The sequence below is a fragment of the Bradyrhizobium neotropicale genome (assembly GCF_001641695.1).
GTDB lineage: Bacteria > Pseudomonadota > Alphaproteobacteria > Rhizobiales > Xanthobacteraceae > Bradyrhizobium > Bradyrhizobium neotropicale.
The window spans coordinates 33,482-50,394 of record NZ_LSEF01000070.1; the positions used below are offsets into that span (position 1 = coordinate 33,482).

Sequence of the window (16,913 nt, forward strand, 5' to 3'; positions counted from 1 at the left end):
CATTTACGGGCGCTGAGTAGGCGCCCGCGCCGGACATATTGCGATAGTCCGGATGTGGCACGTTTGAGACATGCCGACTGCATCGAGCAATGTCCGAGTTCGAGAGCAAAGCGGCTTTAGTATTGCGGTTGTACGCGCTGCGATTAAGGCATGCAGCGATGTCCATCGGCCGACGCGTCTGGAGTGACGAGCATGATGTCGATAAAATTGCCGCTCTGGCTTCGCTTTTTCCTGCTTATCGGAGTCGCCGTTTTTGCCGCAGGCGCAGGTCTCCTTGGCTATCGGTACTACACCCGCCCGGCAACACTTACCGTGGCAGTCGGCTCGATTGACGGCGAGGCAGCCCAGGCAATGTCAGCCATGGCAAGCGAGCTCGCTTCAATGAACGCGCCAGTCCGGCTCAAGGTTATCGACAGCGGCACCGCGCTTGAGGCGGCTAACGCCTTCTCCGCGGGCAAGGTCGACCTGGCCGTGGTTCGCGGCGATGTCGGCGACTTGTCGCAGGCGCAAGCCGTCGTCGTCGTCAGCCATATGGTCGTACTGGTCATCGCGCCGCCGGGATCGTCGATCGACGGCATGGCCAACCTGAAGGGACGCACGGTCGGTGTGGTCGGCGGACTAGCGAACGCCAAAATTGTCGATGTGTTGACCAAGGAATATGATCTGGCGAGCGCAAAAGTTGCGTTCAAGAACCTTGCTGTGACGGATGTCCGGCAAGCCATTCAGTCAAAACAGGTCAGTGCCCTGCTTGTCACGATCCCGCTCGCCGAAAAATACCTCTCGCTCGTTCGCGGATTTTTTCAGCTCGACCATAAAAAGGTCCCGGTACTGATCCCGATCGAGTCCGCGGGGGCAATTGCAGAGAATGAACGCGCCTTTGAAAGCGTCGACGTCCCGAAGGGCACGCTGCGGGGATCGCCGCCGGTCCCGGAAGATGACCTGACGACCCTAAGGACCTCACTATACCTAGTTGCGCAAAAGAAGCTCGGCACTGATCTGGTAACCAGCCTCACCGAGGCGATCATGAGCGCGCGCAGGAATCTTCTGCGCGAGCAGCCGATTTTCGCGCAGATCACCGCGCCCAGCACCGACCAGGATGCCTACCTTCCGCTGCACCCTGGCGCGGCGGCCGTCTACAACAGCACCACGCAGAGCTTCATGGATGAATACGGCAACTGGATCTATTTGACGCCGATGGTACTGGGTGGCGCTGCCACCATGCTTGCGGCGGCGTGGAAATTCCTGGGCGTCGGCAACCGCGCAACCGAAGGCCCGCTCGATTCTCTCTATGCCCTGGCGCGCCGGATTCGGAAAGTCGACACAGAGGCTGAACTTTCGGATATCGAAGAAGAAATCGACGGCATTCTAAAGGCGGAGCGCGCTAAATCCGCTGCTGGAGACGAGAGCGCGGTGGATGATGCCACATTGAACGTGGCAGCCCACCGGCTGGAGAACTTGATTCACGACCGACGCACATTGATCGCGAAGGGACACGCAGTTGCCTCCGCCGCATAGGCGACACACCGCCAAGTCGCGACACAGGTGAGTCATGAATGCAATCGCAGTATCGTGCATCACGTTTGTATGCATCTCAGGCGGCGCCTTGCTCGGTATGTTCCTTCCTGGGCATCACCTGAGCACGGATGACAAGGATGTCGTCAGGCTGGGCACGGGCCTGATCGGGACGATAGCCGCGCTTGTCCTCGGCCTGCTGATCGCCTCGGCTAAGGGCTCCTACGACACGCAGAGCACTCAAGTCACGCAGATGACGAGTAATGTTGTCCTGCTCGACAATCTGCTGGCGCAGTACGGACCGGAGACGAACGACGTACGCAATCTGTTACGGCGCGGCATCGTTGTTTTAGCCGATCGAATGTGGCGCGAGAACAGTTCCGAGGTTGCCAAGGCGAACCCCTTCGAGGCGAGCGCCGCAAGCGACGCATTCTTTGCGAAGCTTCCGCAGCTTTCGCCGCAGAACGATTCCCAGCGGTCCCTGCAAGCCCGGGCCATACAGATCGCCACCGACATTGCGCAGACCCGCCTGCTGCTGTTCGCACAGACGAACAACTCAATCCCTATGCCGTTCCTGGTGGTGCTGATTTTCTGGCTCACCATCATCTTTGGAAGCTTCGGCCTGTTTGCCAAACCCAGCGCAACCGTTTTCGGCTCGCTGTTCGTTTTTGCACTGTCGGCCGCCGGGGCGATCTACCTAGTCCTGGAGCTGGGCCAGCCATTTGCGGGTTTGATGCAAATTTCCAGCGCGCCACTGCGCAACGCCCTCACGCCGCTCAGTCCCTAAGCCATTCGCATGATCGGGGTTGCCGGCCAGAGCAAGCCCCGACTGCTATCGCGGTCGTCGCGACCTGCTGCAGCTTTTCGAATTGATCAAGATGCGCGTCGTGCTGAGATGGCCGAATCTGGCCCATCGCCACCGTGAAGTACTTACCCATGAATGTCTGCTCTTGAGGCACGAGGAGACTTGCGGCCTTGGCGGCTCCTCCCTTCGGTTCGGTCACGCTCTACTCGCAGGCACGCGCCTGCGACCGGAGCCGCGATGCGTCTCCGCCCTTAGGGTGACGATCGTTGCCGCTTACTGCTTCTGCCCGGTCCGCGCTTCTGTTCGGAGTCGGCCCAACACGCCTGAAATGGTCATCAGACGCTTGCAGATCTCGTCCTTACGCGCCACCTGCGAAAGCTGACGGTCTAACAGTGCCTTCTTGACTCGCATCGCGTTGCGTACCTCGAGCAACGGTTCGATAGCCATTCGCAGCTCCGGTGCCTCGGACAGCAGGGCTTCGACCTTGGCCGCGAACCGAGCACGGTGGATAAGCCCCGGTTTGAGGCCGTGTACCTTCAACAATCCGCGGATGCTATCCTCGATCGCCAGCATGTGGTCGACGAATTTCCGGCGCGCGATGAGCGTGGTCCTTAATATCTGCGACGCTTTGCTTTTCACGTGAACGGGCCTGTAGTGACCAAGCCGCATCATGTCAGCGATCCCACGAGCGTCGCTACGGTCCGTCTTATTGGGACGAGAAGACAAAAAGCGCTGAGCGTGGCGCGTCTCGATGCACACCATCCGAAAACCGCACTCGACCAGCGCACCGTAGAGCCAGTCAGAAAGGGGGCAGGCCTCGATGCCAACCAGAGCGATCTGTTCCCGCCATCGTGTTATCGCTTTGATCAACGTCGTTGGTTCGCTCTCAGCCTTGCCTTCCCATACTGGCGAGCCGTCCGCCTCAACGACACAAATGGAGGTGGTTTTGAGCGAAACATCCAGTCCGACGAATAGAGCCATCTTGCGTCTCCTTTGCTGGGTCGGATCAATCCCAGCTGAGGTTAGCGAGAGGGGCTGGGATCGGATTACCCCAGCTCGCGCGCTATATTGTGTCTCTCGCCGGAGGCACTCGGTCCCGGGTTCCGCCGCGTTCCGCGCCGGCGCTATGCTAACCCTCCTGCGGGTGCCTTCTTAACCGGTCTTGAGACTGCAGTCGGTCCCGCGTCGCGCCTGAGGGCGGCGCGATGCTGACGCTCCTGCGACTGCCTCCCTTGCCCGCCGTCGCGCCGCCGCTTGTTCGGCCATAGTGGCTGCGTTGCAGCCAGATGGGTGTGTGCGCAACGCCTTCTTCGTCGGCAGAACTGCCTCGTGGCCGCTGCGGGACGGCAGAGTGAGAGAAGCGAGCTGCTCTTCGGTGACGGGTTGAAGGCTGCGAGAGAGGCTCGCGGCGCCCGTCGCGGAGAGCCGCGATGTCCAAGCATCGTTCCCTTGCGCGCGCCGGTGAGAGCCGGGCGAGCCTTTTTGACGAAATCACTGACAAGATCATCGCCGAGCTAGAGGCCGGCCGTGTGCCTTGGGTTCAGCCCTGGGGCACCGCGGGAAAGCCACCGCTCGCAATGCCAAAGAACGCTGCGTCTGGACGGCGATACAGTGGGATCAACGTACTGATTCTTTGGCGCGCCGTCGAGCGCGGCTTCGCCAGTCAGAACTGGCTTACTTTTCGTCAGGCGTTGTCGCTAGGCGGCCACGTCCGGAAAGGCGAGCGTGGTACTTCCGTCGTCTATGCCGACCACTTCGTGCCGGCCGAGGAAAAACGCCGCGCAAGCCAGACCGGCGACGAAGCAAAAGCGATTGCGTTCCTTAAGCGCTTCACAGTCTTCAATACCGATCAGTGCGATGGTTTGCCCTCGGAGATCGTAACCGCCACGCCGTCTCCACCGGGCATGATTGAACCGGCCGTCGAAAACCTGATTGAGGCGAGCGGAATCGACTTTCGTATCGGCGGCAACCACGCCTTCTACGTGCCGGCTGAAGATTATGTGCAGGTGCCGCCGCCGGAAGCTTACTTCGAGCCAATCAATTGGCACCGCACTGCGCTGCACGAGATGGGGCACGCCAGCGGACATCCTTCGCGCCTCAACCGCGATCTGACAGGAGCCTACGGCACCAAGAAGTATGCCTTTGAGGAGCTGATCGCGGAACTGTGCGCAGCATTCTCGTGTGCCGCGCTCGGCATTGTGCCGACAGTGCGGCATTCGGATTACATCGCCTCGTGGCTTGAGGTGCTGCGCGAGGACAATCGGGCAATTTTTCGCGCGGCAAGCCAGGCCAGGAAGGCCGCGGATTACATTGTCGGGTTTTTGCCCGATCGCGCAGTCGACATAGCGGGTGAGGGTGCGGACTGTGCGTGGGCGAAAGGAGGTGGCTTGAGGAATCTCTTCGTGGCCTCGGAAGAAGAGTGAGAGGGGGACGGGATTTCCGCGACGGGTTGAAAGCCGAGAGAGAGGCTCTCGCGCCCGCCGTGGAGACTCGAGATGACGAAAGCTGGCCAAAAGACCACTTTGTCCCCATCCCGCGACGTCGCCTTCAACGGGCTCAAGCTGGAGCGCTATCCGAATGAGCACAACGGCCAGACGGAGGCTGCGTGATGCGACGCGATGCTTCCGAATTGGCGCACCGCCTCGCGCGCGAGGCCGAGGCGGTGTGTCGTCACTATCTCTCGAACGGTCGGCGCCAAGGCTACTATTGGCTGGTTGGCGATGCCCGCAACACGCCGGGACGCTCCATGTTCGTCCGATTAAGGGACGCGCCCGAGAAGCCGGCCGGGAAATGGACTGACGCTGCAACGGGCGAGCACGGTGACCTGCTCGACGTGATCCGCGCAAGCTGCGCGCTCCTCGACTTCCGCGACGTGGCAGCTGAAGCGCGCCGCTTTCTCAATTTGCCCCGCCCACACCCCGAGTCGTCGCCGAAGCCTAGACACGGCAGAGCACCGTCCCGTTCGCGCGAGGCGGCCCGGCGGCTCTTCGCCATGTCACAGCCAGTCGCCGGGACGCTCGCTGAGGTCTATCTGCGCAACCGCGGCATTTCAGCGTCGCGCGATGACGGTGCGCTGCACTTTCAACCGCGCTGCTACTACCGACCCAATGAGGACGCGCCCACCGAGATCTGGCCGGCATTGGTCGCACGTGTCACAGATCTTGATGGTCGGGTCACCGGCGTGCATCGCACCTGGCTTGATCCCAACGGTTTTGATATTGCGCGCTTGGGTAAGGCGCCGATCGATACACCGCGACGAGCCATGGGTGACCTTCTCGGTAACGCGGTTCGATTCGGTACGGCCGACGACGTGCTTGTGGCGGGAGAAGGCATCGAGACCATGCTGTCGCTCCGCTGCGCAGCCCCGACGCTGCCAATGGCGGCCGCGCTTTCCGCAAACCATGTTGCTCTTCTGCTGCTCCCGCGGCGGCTGCGCCGGCTGTACGTCGCGCGCGATCGTGATTCGGCTGGCGATTTCGCGGTAGCGGCTATGACCAAACGCGCCTCAGAGGCCGGTATCGAAGCGATCCCTCTGTCGCCCCGGCTTGCGGACTTCAATGAGGATCTGCGAGCTTTCGGCATCACTGAGCTGCGTGAGGCCTTGCGCGTACAGCTCGCGCCGCGGGACGTCGCGCGCTTCATGTCCTTGATGACTGTCGAGACAGGTTGAACGTCGCTCGTTCAGACAGCGTTGCGATCGGTCATTGAGGCTGAGGCCGCCAGACGGCGTCGCTCCAGGCCTTCTAGAGGGCGATCGGACAGCCGGCGGGTGCGGTCCTGCAATGGCAGAGGTTGCGGCTATTTTCCGCCGGCGCCGTTTGCGCCTTTGCATCGCGAAGCAAAATAGCCGTACCTCTGCCATCCTCCGCTGTCGCTTCAGCCCTTCGCTCTCGCTCCGGGTTCCGGTCCGATCCGCCGGCCGTCAGGTGATCGCCACGAAGGCCGCGATGGGCGCGGCCGATCTGGTAAAGGGCCTCACTCATGACGACCGATCATAACGACACAGATTTCGAACCACCGTACGCTCCGTCTCCGACCGAACACGTCCTCAACGAGCTTCAGCTCTATGGTTACCGCCCGTTACAGGACGAGCCCGATCCAAGGCCGCTTCCAGAAGGCGAGTCGATTGCCGGTGCCGTCGCCGACATCTTCGATGCCCTGGTCTCGACGCTGAACGACACGCGTCTGGAACCTGATCTTGGCGACTTGCTCTGGTCGGCCGTCAATCTCTTTCACCGCGTGGTGGACCGCATCGAACGCGAGCTCGACGCGAACGAGCAGGCACAGCAGAGGAGCCAATGTGAGCAGGATGGCTCGGAGGTACGATCTGTCGAGCTCGAACGTCTTACGGCCGAGGGCATCACGTTGATCGAGCGCCGCAACACCATTGAACTCTTTCGCGATCAGGCCGCCAAATACTTCGAAGTCCATACCGGCTCGGCCTGGCGGCCGCGCTCTGGATCGGTCGTCAATCACAGCACGCTCACCGCCGCGATGATTGATAGTCGCGACTTTCTCGCTGCCAAGCGTCGGGCCGAAACCGAGGTACTGATGCCAGTCGGGCCGAAGATCGCGCTCACCGGCGGGCTCGACTTCAACGACGTTTCGCTCGTTTGGGACCGGCTGGACAAGGTCCACGCGAGGCATCCCGATATGGTTCTGCTTCACGGCGGCTCGCCGAAAGGCGCTGAATTGATCGCTGCGAAATGGGCCAGCAATCGCAAGGTACCGCAGATCACCTTCAAACCGGATTGGACGAAGCATGCCAAGGCTGCGCCATTCAGGCGCAACGACGCTATGCTGGCAGTGATGCCAATCGGGGTCATGTGCTTCCCGGGTACCGGCATACAGGATAACCTCGCCGACAAGGCGAAGAGGCTCGGCATTCCAGTCTGGAAATTTCGTAAGGACGGCGCGTGAGCGCCGTCCTTACAACTTTAGGCGAATTCGGTTCGCCTGGGCTCGTCGAGATGACATCAGCCGGCTCGTCGATGCCGGATTTTATGCAGGATTGTCTTAGCCCGCGATTTCATCGCGCGTTCTGTCGACATCGTCCATCATGGTGGACGATCGGTCATCTCCGCGAGTCGATCACGGTGTTGGCCCATGGATTTTCCCTCGAAGTCATGGGTTCAATCATTCCTCTGGCTGACCTTTGCTCACGCGGCTGTAGGTGATTCTCAGTGTTGGCCGAACGCGTCCGCGTACAGTTGTTCAATCTTTGAGACTTCGTCCTCCGTGAACGCAGCGAATTCATTCTCTCGCGCGCGCTTCGACAGCTTTCCCTGATTTTGTCTGAGAAAGCCAACTAGATTGTTCAGCGTTCGCTCCGGCATGTCGATCATGCTCTCGATGCCGGCGCGGAACGTATCGAAGCTGAGTAGGAAGCTGGTTTCGTTCGGAAGATCCCGCTCTATCGTCTGACGCACGCAGGCGTACAGAAACTCCGCATGCGGTGTAGCGTCGAAGAACCGGTAGAAATCTGCCGTATCGTTGAGAACCCTGACGTTTCCGCCTGGCGTCGCCTCCCATTGGATGCAGGAAAGCAGTCTGCTTGAATAGCTCTCGAGCACGCGTCTGTACTCAACGATCCGATCGAGGATTGCTGAGGATACGGGAAAATGAACGCCCGCCGGGTTGAACCCACGTCGTGCGAGAACATGATGCATCAGATAGCGATGAATGCGCCCGTTGCCGTCCTCAAACGGGTGGATATACACGAACCCGAAAGCGAGCACGGCCGCCGCGATAACGGCATCGAGGCCGTTTGCGGCACTGTGGTCGAAAGCGATCAGGTCGGCCATCAGCGGAACGATGTCTTCAGACCGTGCGCTGATATGGTCGGGAATGGGGCGTTGCGTGTCGCGGTCATGCTCGCCGACGAAGCCGCCGTTCTTGCGGAAGCCAAGCTTCACGAAGCGATCGTCCCCGATTACGATCCGCTGCAGGCGGAGAAATTCCTGGTCGTCGAGCTGTGCGCGACCTGCTTCGCCTATGGCGCGGCCCCATCGTTGGATTCGGTCCTGCGGTGGCGCTTCTCCTTCGATCACATAGCTGGACTTCGAGTCCTGCAGGAGAAGAAATGCGGCAGTGCGGGCAAGCAGATCCTTCGGTACCCGGCTCACGACGGCGCGCGCGCGCTCTTTCCAATCCTGCGCGATGAATTCGTTCAGTGCGGAAGTCTTGAAGACGAGCGGGCAAAATTCCGGCGTGCCGGGAAGGTTGTTGCGGACGCGATGCCGAGCCGAATTCTGCCCTGCGCTTGCGAACTGGATATCGGTGTCGACAGCATCCACATATGAGACCTTGTCCGCAGCAGGCAGCTTGAGCTCGCGGCCTAGCAGCCATTCGTACAAGAACCAGATGCGGCGCGTGTAGACCCCTGTGGGCTTCTGACGCACAATCTCGGCGACCTCTTCGTCCCTGACGGCGAGGAAGAGCCGCTTCAGGAGGGCGAGATCCAAGCCCTCGTACTTGAGCGCAAAGGTCAGGTGCCCCTCAAGTGAGGCCTCAGGCGCATGGCGCGGCGTGAGGATCCGCCAACCGTCCTGTTCAATGATGCGATGCTTGGTGCCGATCGCCGACAGGGCCCGGGGAACCGGAACAGGCAGATTATAGGCGTCAATCAGGGCGGCGTACCCCACGGGGGTGGCCGTCTCCGGGAGCCGCCGGTCGTGAAAAACGCTCACTTGCCCTGAAAATTGTGTGCACACGGTAAGTTTCCTGAAAAATACTCGCGTTTCCTGAATTGTCTGTCCGAAGCTCAGAAAACCATCAAAATCTAAACTTCTTATGAAAAACAATATCTAATTGCACTCATGTGTGAAAAATCTTCACGGGTTGCTTCCCAATTTCCTGTTCGGACCGGACGATGGCCCGCAATTCCGAGCGTGCCGCACTTGCCTCGCTCCCAAAAGTGGGACCGGCTAAAGAGCTCCCCGGCGTATCGAGACCGCACAATCAAAACAACTGCGCTGTTGCCGGCGGCTCTCGCAGCAAGGCTACCGCGGCCCGAGACAGGGCGGATGTAGATCCGGATAAAGTGGGCGCCAGTCCAAAGAACCTCAATCAACAGCGAGCGAGTGAGGCCGACGCTTTGACCGTGTGATGACTGCGAGAGTTGTTGCCCCCGGCGGCACCTTCGGCCGCACCGCGTCCCAGCAGAGGGGATTACGATGAGGGGCGCTAGCGTTTGCCAAGGTCTGTCTTCCTTGCCGTTGATGCGCTGGCGTCAGCATGCGCTCGACCCAGCCAGCTGTGTCCTTGTGCAGCGTCGGTTTCCGCCGCCACGGTTGTCTCGGTCAGTTCGTTCATGGCTTGCGTCCAGCGCAACCTCGAATGGACTGATCGGGCCCGAGGGTCGGCCAAGGCCTCGATCGCCTTCCCGCAACGGCTGCGCCTGCTTTTTTCCCCTGCCGCCAAGTGGCGGCATTCCTCGCGGGAGACAAAAAAGCTGGCTTGTCGCCGTCCTCCGCTACGCTGCGGGCCTGAAGGCTGCGGGCCGATCACTCCTCGGGCCAAGGATCGCCATCGAGGCTGCGATTGGCGCGGCCCCGAACAACAAACGGAGACTATCATGGCTACCATTGGCACCTTCACCGCTTCGGACAACGGCTTCGTCGGCTTCATCAAGACGCTGACGCTGAACATCAAGGCAAGGTTCGTCGCATCCGAGAAGGACAACGACAAGGCGCCCGACTTCCGCATCTTCGCCGGCGTGACCGAGTTTGGCGCAGCCTGGAAGAAGACCGCCCGTGACAGCGATCGCGAATACCTCTCGGTCAAGCTCGACGATCCGAGCTTCCCGGCTCCGATCCACGCCTCGCTGGTGAAGGTCGAAGGGGACGAAGGCTTTACCCTGATCTGGTCTCGCCGCAACGGCGACTGATCCCTCGGGATCGTCAGTCCCGCCTCTTCGGAGGCGGGACCTTTCGATGCGCCGACATCCCGTCTGCGGCGGCTTCCTGCTGTGCTGCTAGCTATCAAACTGCAACACGGCATGCCGTCACATAGCAACCCGTTCGTGAAACCCCTGGAGACCAATAACGGGCACGTCGAGCTTCGTGCTGTCACCGGGCTGGACTACGGACATTTGGGATCGTGAGTTGGTCGCTGCGATCAGGAAGATCGCGGGCAATGGGACGACCGACACGCGTTGAAAGGTTCCGGGGGATGATGGACTGGTCAACGATGACCCACAATCTCTTTGTGGAGGTGACCAAAGACACGGCGACGCTTTACGTCAGCGATCGCGATGCGATCTTGTTTCTGGTTGATGACACGAATCCGATTGAGATGACACGTATCCGATTGAACGGAGTTCTTGGGGGATGGGTCACCGGATTTGTATTTCCGGGGAGTTTATTGCTGGAACGCGAAGTCGGCAGCCAGACGCTCGTAATTACAAGCGCCTATGCATGAACCGCAATCTTTGGATGTCGAGAATTTCAAAAGGGGGCATCATCCGGCTTCGAATTCGTCGTGGAATTACTTCTTCACGCGATTCAGTCGGATCGGCTTGCGACCCTTGGGTAGTGTCCTAGGCGTCGTCGCTCCTTTGGGCGGCTGAAGGAAAAACTCCGACAACTGAACACCGAGCGTTTCAGCCAATCGGTCGAGCAGATCAATCGTCGGGTTTTCCGATTGCCGCTCAAGGCCGCTCATGTACGAGCGATCTATCCCGGCATCGTAAGCCAATTGCTCTTGCGGTATGCCGCGATCGACACGGATCCGGCGGACATTCCAGGCCACAAGCGCACGAGCTCTCATGCGCAAAAGCAGCCATTCAGTAGGCCATCAAACCACTGGCTATAACCGACCTATTTCGATAGTTTGGTCCAGAGAGAGGTTCATGGTTCCATGAAGTGCCGAATTTGACATGATTAGACTGCCGGTGGACCCCGACGTCGCGGATGTGGCGCCGAATGAATCGACGATGACGACCTATGACGAACAGCATGTCGTCACGTACATTCGGCTTCTGCAGGCCGACAGCGAGGGCGCGGACTGGCGGGAAGTCGCTCGAATAGTGCTCCACATCGATCCAGAGCATGAGCCGGACCGCGCGAGCAACGCATACCAGAGTCACCTTGCGCGCGCGAAATGGATGACCGAACAGGGGCGTCTCTTGCGTGGTACGGGGTCGAACTAGAACAAATTCCTCGACCAAAGCATCCGTTCAGAAATCATCTTCTCCAGCCAAGACGTGGTGATCCGGGAGCACCACGTGGTGCCAAACTAGGGTCTTCCTGCAACCCATTCGATCATAGTTATTGCGCCGCAATCCTTGTTAGCTGCGTGCAATGGGGCGGAAGCAATGCCTGAGTTCGACTGGCGGTCACCGGAATCCTACGAGAGTCTTCAGGATGCAGAGATCGTTGACATCGCCTGGGAATGTCTTCGTCGCAACTTGGACTATCGACGCGACTACGAAGCGATTATCGCCAATAGCCCGGACGGCGAGGTGAGTTCCGAGTTCAGGAGGAAGTGGGGCATCTGCTTTCGCCCATGATCCGCTAAGGTCTTTCAAGCAGCAGACTATCTATTGGGCGCCCGAGGTTCTGCCGACAGTCGTGCCGGTCGCAACGATCGCGTTGCCTGTCAGCACTGGCGCAGCGTCTCAGCCGTTGCTTGATTTCGAGGCGGGCGAGGTCCGCCGCGCCCCTGACGGTTGGCACGCGGTGCTGCGCATCGGCGCGGTCGACCACCGTGTCTGGTCGAAAGAGCCACCCGCTGTTGGCGCTCGCTATGCTGCCGAGTTGCCGTTTGACGGCGATTTCGAAGAACGTGGGTTTGCTGCACGACGGCTGTGGCGCGCGATGAACGGACGCACCGCGGGCCCGGCGTTTCGGGATCTGTCAAAACAAAGGCGCGAACGCCTGAGCGAAGCTCTTCGAGCGATCGATGCACAAATTGCCGGCAGCACATATCGCGCCATTGCAGAGGCGTTGTTCGGCAAGAAATGCATCCCCGACCGGGCCTGGAAGACGCATGATCTGCGCAGCCGCACAGTCCGTCTGGTGCAAACCGGCGTCGCGTTGGTGCGCGGTGGTTATCGCCGACTTCTACGGCCCGGCCGCAGCGGCGAATAGACGCCTTCGGCTTGGGGTATCGAAAATCCGCCCCCCAATCTTCGGCATCCCCCTCCGACATCGCGTTTCTCCATGATGGCCGTACACGCGCCGGCGCGACCCTCCACCGCGCGCTTCATCCTGGAGCTTTCAAATGTCTGATTCTATGGCCGGTCTACCGCCGCGTTTTCTGCGCACACCGGAGGCCGCGCGTTATCTTGGCCTGTCCGGTCGCACGCTCGAAAAGCATCGCACATACGGCACAGGGCCAACGTATCGGAAGATCGGTGGACGCGTCGTCTATGCACTAGACGATCTGAAAGCCTGGGCTGATCTCGGGGCCAAAACGTCAACGTCCGATCCAGGCAAGGGGACTGTACTGCCGGCCAAGAAGCACCCCACGCTGCGCCCCTATGCGGGCCAGGAACGTCGTTGATCACCGCGCGAGCACAGGATCATGCGGCGCAGACATCATTCCGAGCCTGACCAGCCCGAGCTTTCTCGGGCACTCCCAGGCGATCCCGCGGCTCGAGACGCCAACGATCTCACGACGAACCGCTTCTCGCTCGCGAAAGCCAAGCGAATTGTGCCTAACTGAGGAGCCAATGCATGAGCGATCTCACGCAAGTAGAAGTCCTGTGGGTTGAGAAACGCATCGAAAATCGCATTCGATTCGGTTGCGTCGCTGACGAGAAGACGGTCGATCGTCACCGACGAATCCTGTCATTTGCGCCAGGCAGCATCTTCGCCTTCGTCCGCTGGACATCAAACGACTTTGGAACTGTCATTTCGCGGGTCGACATCTTGCGCGCGGTCGCATCAGGACAGCGCTGCTCAACCGTGCCGTACGTAAAGCCCGGAGGAGAAATTCTGCTGCGGCTTTCCGGCTGGCAGAAAGTCGAACGGGTACTGCGGATGATCGATGCCGTTGAGGCGCTCGGCATCGATCCGGCCGATGTCGCTCCCGACCATTGGCATCACGTTCACAACCGTGTCTCTGTGAACGAGAACCCGCGCGCCTATACGATGGCGCGCCATCAGGCCTGGCTTCATCGGCGGAGGGCCATGCGATGATGAGCCGCCTGAAGACCATACTCGCAATGTTTGGCGCTGCCGCTGCTCTTGCCGCGACGATAATCGTAGAACCAACTCCACTCTACATCTGGAACGCATCCGCGAGTGTCCCGTTCGGCCTCTATCGTTTACGCCCCGCACAGAGCTTTTATGTCACAGAGCTGGTCGCCGTTCTGCCACCGGAGCCGCTTGCGACCCTTCTCGATCTGAACGGCTATCTGCCCGTCGGCGTCCCGATGCTCAAACGTGTGCTGGCACTTCCAGGGCAGACCGTCTGCAGGAGCGGGCTCACCATCTCCGTCGACGAGGTTGCGGTGGGCGAGGCGAGGGATCGCGACGGGCGCGACCGGCCGCTACCCAAATGGGAGGGCTGCCTCGTGGTCGGCGTGGGCGAACTTTTTCTCATGAACTGGCAATCGGACGACTCCCTGGATGGTCGATATTTCGGCTTTCTTCCTGCGTCGGCTGTCATTGGGCGTGCGTTCCCCGTGTGGACCTGGGAGGAGTGATCGTGTGTGTTTCCTGTGTCTGCCGCGCTATTCCTCTGTTCGAACGATTGAGGGACCACTCCTCCGTCCCGGCCAGTGCTTGCAAGGTCGCCGCGCCCAGCGGCGGTCCAAAGCGGCCGAACGGCCGGCGCGAAGCAGCTTTACCCTGGGCGGGCGCGAGCACGGCGGCATGCTTGGCTCGGTCCAGAACGCTCATTTGGGCGGTCGTGCCGCTGCTGTTCGTTTTCATGATCTGCAACGGTGTCGCTCTCGCCGAGACGGAATTTGCTGGCCAGCCAGCGAAGGATCAGGCCAATAATGTGCTTGCGCCCTTCATCGTCGAGGCCTCACTGCGGTTCGAAGTGCCCGTGCGCTGGATCAGCTCAGTGATCCGGCTTGAGAGTGCCGGCAACGCGCGCGCCAAGTCGCCGAAGGGTGCAATGGGATTAATGCAAATCATGCCGGCGACCTGGGCTGACCTTCGCCTGCGGTACGAGCTCGGCAACGATCCATACGATGCTCGCGATAACATTTTGGCCGGCACGGCGTATCTAGCTGAGCTCCGCGACCGCTATGGCGCACCCGGCGCGTTTGCAGCATACAATGCTGGACCAGCACGCTACGAAAGGCACCTCGCCGGTGAACCGCTGTCAGCTGAGACGCAAGCCTATGTCGCTAATCTCGCGGCATTGGTAGGAGTTGAGTTCACTTTCGGCCGATCCGCTGGCCAGCTCTCTTGGACCGTCGCGCCGCTCTTCGTCACGCAATCGGAACGCAAGAGCATTCCAGATTGGCAACGGGCCAGGAGCGTCGCGAACAGCGTCATCGCTTCTTCTGATGTTCACGCGTTGTCATCGATCGTTCCCAAGAGGGCCAGTCTGTTCATCGAGAGATCTGATGTTGGAGGCTCGCAATGAGCAATGGCCTGAACTGGCGAGCGTTGGGGTGCTTTACAGTGGAATTGGCGGAAGCGGGAGGACAGCGGGGAAGCACAACAGCACAGGGGCGAGATAAAAGAGGCTCGCCGGTCGAACCGCAATCCATTGGTATGGCCTGGGTTCCGGCGTGCCGGTCGGTCGGGGTGCGTGCCGCGCCTTGCATTTTGACGAATGCAATCAGAGGCGTTTTCGGCACCGTGTGCGCTTTTGATCGTTGGGAAGCCCTGCCGTGAGCGTGCGCGACAGCGACCTGCGTGTTCGGCCTGGGCGCATCCGCGGCACTCGGGCTTCGAAACCGAAGAGCTTCATCAACCAGGTGCTACGTGCCGCGAAGAAAGCCGGTCACACCTCGGGTCAGACGGTGGCCGGCAGGCGTTCGGCCACCTATGGGCGCTCGACCTTTGGCCGCGGCCGGCTGTCCTTTAGCCGCGCCAGATTGTTCAGCCCGACGCGGCGCGTTGTGGTGAAGGCGCGTGTGGTCCGTCATAAGGGACAAGTCTTCCGCTCAGCACCGCTGACTGCCCATCTCTCTTACCTGAAGCGCGACGGAGTGACCCGAGGCGGCGAGCGGGCTGAGATGTTCGATGCCGGCAGCGACCGTGCTGACGGCACGGCTTTCGCGGAACGCTGCAAGGAAGACCGGCATCATTTTCGGTTCATCGTCTCGCCCGAGGACGCCGACGAGATGACCGACCTTAGGGCTTTCACCGGTGACCTGGCCAAGCAGATGGAGGCTGATCTTGGCACGCGGTTCGACTGGGTGGCCGTCGATCACTGGAACACGGATAACCCGCACATCCATCTTCTCGTTCGGGGAGTCGATGAGGAAGGGGCAGATCTCGTGATCTCCCGCGACTACATCAGCCGGGGCCTGCGCTCACGGGCCGAGGAACTGGTCGCTATCGAACTGGGTCCAAAGCCGGAGCACGAGATCCGCAATTCGCTGGAGATAGAAGTCACGGCAGAGCGATGGACGCGGCTCGATCAGGAAATCCGTCTGGCCGCTGACGAAACCGGCTATATCGATGCTCGCCCCGAACATCCCGGCAGTTCCGATCCCGAGATCCGGCGCCTGATGGTCGGTCGCCTTCAGCACCTCGAGAGGATGGGTCTTGCTGCATCCGTCGCACCCGGAGAATGGATGGTCGGGCTCGAGGCGGAGCGCAGCTTGCGCGACCTCGGCATGCGCGGCGACATCATTAAGACGATGCACCGCGCCTTTACCGAGCGTGGGGAAGCGCGCGGCGTTGCCGACTACGTCATCGAAGGTGGACAGCCATCGTCCCAGATCATCGGACGACTGGTCGATCGGGGATTGCATGATGAACTGACGAGCGAGGCCTACGCCCTGATCGACGGAACAGATGGACGCGCGCACCACGTTCGCTTCCGTGGGGTCGAGGCCTTCGAACAGGCGCCGCCGGTCGGCGGCATCGTCGAAGTCCGGCGCTTCGGCCAAACCGGCGATCCGCGCCCCACCTTGGTGCTCGCGACCCGCTCCGATCTCGATCTCAGCGGGCAGGTCACGGCAAGAGGAGCGACCTGGCTCGACCACCGGCTGGTTGAACGCGACCCCATGCCGCTTGCCATGGGCGGGTTCGGCCGCGAGACCCGCGACGCCATCGAAGCCCGTACCGAGCATCTGGTTCAGGAGGGCCTGGCACGGCGGCAGGGCCAGCGTGTCATCCTGCAGCGCGACCTCCTCAACACGTTGCGCCGACGCGAACTGGACGAGGTGGCAGCAAAAGTCTCGGCCAGTACCGGACTGCCTCAGATGAACGCCGCCTCCGGGGAGCACGTGGCGGGCACGTATCGCCAGCGGCTGACGCTCGCCTCGGGACGCTTTGCCATGATCGACAACGGTCTTGGCTTTCAGCTCGTGCCCTGGTCCCGCGAACTCGAAAAGAGGCTCGGCCAACACGTCACCGGCGTCGTGAAGGACGGCGGCGGCATCGAATGGAGTTTTGGTCGCAAGCGCGATCTAGGTCTCTAGCTATCTCATCAATTCAGTTGCAGAAGGGCGTTC

General features: G+C 60.8%; 17 protein-coding genes and 1 pseudogene. 15 read left to right on the top strand and 3 right to left on the bottom strand.

Translation table 11 applies throughout. The annotated features are described in order from the left end of the window. Positions 1-192 precede the first annotated feature (192 nt). A complete protein-coding gene (locus AXW67_RS23390) occupies positions 193-1,515 on the top strand; it encodes a TAXI family TRAP transporter solute-binding subunit (protein ID WP_063679742.1) in 1,323 nt (440 codons plus the stop codon). Between the two features lie 34 nt (positions 1,516-1,549). Beyond that, a complete protein-coding gene (locus tag AXW67_RS23395; RefSeq protein WP_063679743.1) occupies positions 1,550-2,299 on the top strand; it encodes a bestrophin-like domain in 750 nt (249 codons plus the stop codon). A gap of 291 nt (positions 2,300-2,590) precedes the next feature. On the opposite strand, the gene AXW67_RS23400 is transcribed toward AXW67_RS23395, so the two are convergent. Continuing rightward, a complete protein-coding gene (locus AXW67_RS23400) occupies positions 2,591-3,298 on the bottom strand; it encodes an IS110 family transposase (protein WP_063679744.1) in 708 nt (235 codons plus the stop codon). Positions 3,299-3,747: 449 nt separating this feature from the next. Between AXW67_RS23400 and AXW67_RS23405 the strand changes: the two genes are divergently transcribed. The 3 genes from AXW67_RS23405 (at position 3,748) to AXW67_RS23415 (ending at position 7,237) form a co-directional block, all read left to right on the top strand. Further along, complete coding sequence (locus AXW67_RS23405) at positions 3,748-4,740, top strand: ArdC family protein (protein WP_063679745.1); 993 nt, start codon at positions 3,748-3,750, stop codon at positions 4,738-4,740. A gap of 185 nt (positions 4,741-4,925) precedes the next feature. Continuing rightward, complete coding sequence (locus AXW67_RS23410) at positions 4,926-5,987, top strand: DUF7146 domain-containing protein (protein WP_063679746.1); 1,062 nt, start codon at positions 4,926-4,928, stop codon at positions 5,985-5,987. Positions 5,988-6,298: 311 nt separating this feature from the next. Next, a complete protein-coding gene (locus tag AXW67_RS23415) occupies positions 6,299-7,237 on the top strand; it encodes a DUF2493 domain-containing protein (RefSeq protein ID WP_063679747.1) in 939 nt (312 codons plus the stop codon). Positions 7,238-7,497: 260 nt separating this feature from the next. Here AXW67_RS23415 and AXW67_RS23420 read toward each other — a convergent pair whose 3' ends face one another. Then, positions 7,498-8,961 carry a Fic family protein gene (locus AXW67_RS23420; RefSeq protein ID WP_430648730.1) on the bottom strand — a complete coding sequence of 488 codons (1,464 nt, stop codon included), beginning with the start codon at positions 8,959-8,961 and terminating at the stop codon, positions 7,498-7,500. 932 nt (positions 8,962-9,893) lie between these two features. On the opposite strand from AXW67_RS23420, the gene AXW67_RS23425 reads away from it, so the two are divergent. Further along, entirely contained in the window at positions 9,894-10,205 is a 312-nt protein-coding gene (locus AXW67_RS23425; RefSeq protein WP_063679749.1) for a DUF736 domain-containing protein, read from the top strand. Between the two features lie 48 nt (positions 10,206-10,253). Continuing rightward, a pseudogene (locus AXW67_RS44260) lies at positions 10,254-10,752 on the top strand (DUF932 domain-containing protein); the annotation flags it as partial. Positions 10,753-10,804: 52 nt separating this feature from the next. Here AXW67_RS44260 and AXW67_RS23435 read toward each other — a convergent pair. Beyond that, entirely contained in the window at positions 10,805-11,086 is a 282-nt protein-coding gene (locus AXW67_RS23435; protein WP_063679751.1) for a helix-turn-helix domain-containing protein, read from the bottom strand. Positions 11,087-11,195: 109 nt separating this feature from the next. Here AXW67_RS23435 and AXW67_RS23440 point away from each other — a divergent pair, with 109 nt between their 5' ends. The 8 genes from AXW67_RS23440 to AXW67_RS23470 all read left to right on the top strand — a co-directional run bounded on the left by AXW67_RS23440 (position 11,196) and on the right by AXW67_RS23470 (position 16,880). After that, positions 11,196-11,468, top strand: coding sequence for a hypothetical protein (locus AXW67_RS23440; protein WP_063679752.1), 273 nt, complete (start codon positions 11,196-11,198; stop codon positions 11,466-11,468). A gap of 165 nt (positions 11,469-11,633) precedes the next feature. Then, entirely contained in the window at positions 11,634-11,828 is a 195-nt protein-coding gene (locus AXW67_RS23445; RefSeq protein WP_063679753.1) for a transcriptional regulator domain-containing protein, read from the top strand. Between the two features lie 61 nt (positions 11,829-11,889). Beyond that, the gene (locus AXW67_RS23450; RefSeq protein WP_245315689.1) at positions 11,890-12,408 is read left to right on the top strand and encodes a DUF2285 domain-containing protein; all 519 of its coding nucleotides are present in this window, start codon (positions 11,890-11,892) and stop codon (positions 12,406-12,408) included. Positions 12,409-12,541: 133 nt separating this feature from the next. Continuing rightward, positions 12,542-12,823, top strand: coding sequence for a helix-turn-helix transcriptional regulator (locus tag AXW67_RS40790; protein WP_082908012.1), 282 nt, complete (start codon positions 12,542-12,544; stop codon positions 12,821-12,823). Between the two features lie 173 nt (positions 12,824-12,996). After that, positions 12,997-13,461 carry a DUF2840 domain-containing protein gene (locus AXW67_RS23455; protein ID WP_063679755.1) on the top strand — a complete coding sequence of 155 codons (465 nt, stop codon included), beginning with the start codon at positions 12,997-12,999 and terminating at the stop codon, positions 13,459-13,461. Then, on the top strand, positions 13,458-13,970 hold the full coding sequence (locus tag AXW67_RS23460; RefSeq protein ID WP_082908013.1) for a S26 family signal peptidase: 513 nt from the start codon (positions 13,458-13,460) through the stop codon (positions 13,968-13,970). Before AXW67_RS23455 ends, AXW67_RS23460 begins: the two co-directional genes overlap by 4 nt. A 206-nt stretch (positions 13,971-14,176) precedes the next feature. Beyond that, positions 14,177-14,866, top strand: coding sequence for a lytic transglycosylase domain-containing protein (locus AXW67_RS23465; RefSeq protein WP_245315691.1), 690 nt, complete (start codon positions 14,177-14,179; stop codon positions 14,864-14,866). Between the two features lie 250 nt (positions 14,867-15,116). Further along, positions 15,117-16,880 carry a relaxase/mobilization nuclease domain-containing protein gene (locus AXW67_RS23470; RefSeq protein ID WP_063679757.1) on the top strand — a complete coding sequence of 588 codons (1,764 nt, stop codon included), beginning with the start codon at positions 15,117-15,119 and terminating at the stop codon, positions 16,878-16,880. Positions 16,881-16,913: the final 33 nt, after the last annotated feature.